We start from the raw sequence: 2723 nt of genomic DNA, 5'->3' as shown, positions 1-2723 counted from the left end.
CGTCCAGCACTACGACGCGGTGATCGTGGGGGCGGGTTTCGGCGGCATCGGCGCGGCCATCCAGCTCAACCGGCTCGGCTACCGCAACATCCTGATCGTCGACCGTGAGGACGACCTGGGCGGGACCTGGCACGTCAACCGCTATCCCGGCCTGACCGTCGACGTGCCGGCGACCACCTTCTCCTACTGGTTCGAGCCGAATCCGTACTGGTCCCGGCTGTTTCCGCCGGGAACCGAGCTCAAACGCTACGCCGAGCACGTCGTCGACAAATACGACGTGCGCCGCTACATGCGGTTCAACACCAGCGTCGACGGCGCCCGCTGGGACGAGGACGCGCGGCTGTGGCGGGTCGCGGTCACCGGCGGAGAGACGCTCAGCGCGCGGTTCCTGATCGCCGCCACCGGCTTCCTGAGCCGGCCGCGCACCCCGGAGATCCCCGGCATCGACACCTTCGCCGGGCGGATCGTGCACACCGCCGACTGGGACGAGAGCTACTCGATGGCCGGCCGGCGAGCCGCGGTGATCGGCACCGGCTCCACCGGGGTGCAGGTGATTCCGGAGCTGGCCAAGGAGGTCGCCGAGCTCACCGTCTACCAGCGCACCCCGATCTGGGTGATGCCCAAGCTCGACGTCGGCTTCCCGCCGGCGGTGCAGCGGCTCTTCGCCCGCTGGCCGCTGGCTCAGCGGGCGCTGCGCTTCGTCACCGACTCGGTGATGGAGTTCATGATGGTGGTGGCGATGTGGAAGTACCGCTACTTCCGGCGGGTCAACGGCGCGGCGTCGCACCTGTCCCAGGCGCACCGGATGCTGGCGGTGCGCGACCGGGAGCTGTCGGCCAAGCTCAACCCGCAGTACGACTTCGGCTGCAAACGGCCGACCATGTCCAACACCTACTACCGGGCGTTCGCCAAGCCGCATGTGCACCTGCAGACCAGCGGCATCGACCGGATCGAGCCGGACGGCATCGTCGCCTGCGACGGCAGCAAGCAGCGCATCGACACCCTGGTGCTGGCCACCGGCTTCGACGTCTGGGACGACAACCTGCCGTCGATCGAGGTGATCGGCCGCGGCGGCCGCAACCTGGGCAAATGGTGGCGGGAGACCCGGTTCCAGGCCTACCAGGGCGTCGCCATCCCGGCCTTCCCGAACTTTTTGACCATGGCCAGCCCGTACGCCTGGGTGGGGCTGAGCTGGTTCAACACCGTCGAGTACCAGATGCGGCACATGGACCGGCTCTTCTCGGAGCTGCAGCGCCGCGGCGCGGCCGTCTTCGAGGTCACCGAGGAGGCCAACACCCGGTTTTTGGACCGGATGACCGAACTGCTGGCCGATTCGGTGTTCCACCTGGGCAGCTGCGCCGACTCGCGGTCCTACTGGTTCAACCACAACGGGGAGGCGCCGCTGTTCCGGCCGACCACGGTGCGCAACGCGGTCACCGAGCAGGAGCGGTTCCCGCTCAGCGACTACCAGATGACGTGATTCTTACGGTACCGTTAAGCTTCGGGATCGGTGCCGACGCGAACGGCGCGGACCTGGTTAACTGGCCGGACGTGATGCGGGCCGGGAGCCGCCGACCAGCGGCTCCGCAGCCGTAGGGGTTTTGCGATGACCGATGAGACGACCGGGGCGGGCGCCGCGCGCCGATGGCGACACGCCCTCGACGTCCGGCGGGACACCGGCTACCTCGCGCTGCTCGACACCCTCTCGGAGGCCTCCGTACACCGCGGCCTCCACCCGTTCGCCGACATCGACTGGGACGCCCCGGAGCTGGCCGTCACCGCCGACGACCCGCGCTGGGTGCTCTCGACGACCGACCCGATCGGTCACCACCGGTGGTATCGCGAGCAGCCGATCGAGCGGCAGATCGCGATCGGCCGGTGGCGGCAGGCCAACATCGCCAAGGTCGGCTCGCAGCTGGAGAGCGTGCTGATCCGCGGGCTGACCAACTACGCGTTCCTCATCCCCAACGGCGCACCCGAGCACCGGTACTGCCTGCACGAGGCGGCCGAGGAGTGCAACCACATCATGATGTTCCAAGAGGTGGTGAACCGGGTCGGGGTCGACGTCGCCGGCATGCCGCGCTATCTGCGGTGGCTCTCGCTGTTCGCGCCGTTCTACGCCGGGCTGGCGCCGAACGCCTTCTTCTTCGGGGTGATCGCCGGCGAGGACCCGTTCGACCACGTGCAGAAGAGCGCGCTGCGCGAAGGCGCGTCGGGGCACCCGCTGGTGCAGCGGGTGATGGCCGCGCACGTCGCCGAGGAGGCGCGGCACATCTCCTTTGCCCACGAGTACCTGCGCCAGCGGTTGACCGGCCTGGCCCGTTGGAAGCGGTTCGTGCTGTCGCTGTGGGTGCCGCTGATCATGCGGGTGCTCGGCGTGGCCACCGTGCAGATACCGCGATCGGTGCGGCGGCAGTACCGGATTCCGCGCCGGGTGCGCCGGCAGATGGTGCTCAGCTCGCCGTACTCGCGAAAGTTCTTGCGGGACATGTTCGCCGACGTGCGGATGCTCTGCGGCGACACCGGCCTGATGAACCCGGTGGCCAAGCTGGCCTGGCGGATGTACCGGATCGGCGGCGCGCCGGCTCGCTACCGCGGCGAGCCGCAGCGCCGGCCGGCTTAGCTTGGCTCAGCGCACCGTGGCGAAGAACGCCCGGACGTCGTCGACGAACAGCTCCGGCTGCCAGTCGTGCACGCACTCGGGCTCCGGCCAGCGGTCGGCC

Annotated in this window: 2 protein-coding genes; both read left to right on the top strand. The window is 69.3% G+C overall.

What is annotated here, in order from left to right:
• Positions 1–1480 (top strand): flavin-containing monooxygenase (locus tag AC2VNT_RS05195; protein WP_486945837.1); only part of this gene is annotated, 1480 nt, incomplete at its 5' end.
• Positions 1481–1606: 126 nt separating this feature from the next.
• Complete coding sequence (locus AC2VNT_RS05190) at positions 1607–2623, top strand: AurF N-oxygenase family protein (RefSeq protein ID WP_486945836.1); 1017 nt, start codon at positions 1607–1609, stop codon at positions 2621–2623.
• Positions 2624–2723 lie beyond the last annotated feature (100 nt).

Source organism: Mycobacterium sp. TH-M15 (genome assembly GCF_057473705.1).
The sequence above is the reverse complement of the archived record's forward strand: the minus strand, read 5'-3'. Positions and strand labels throughout refer to the sequence as shown.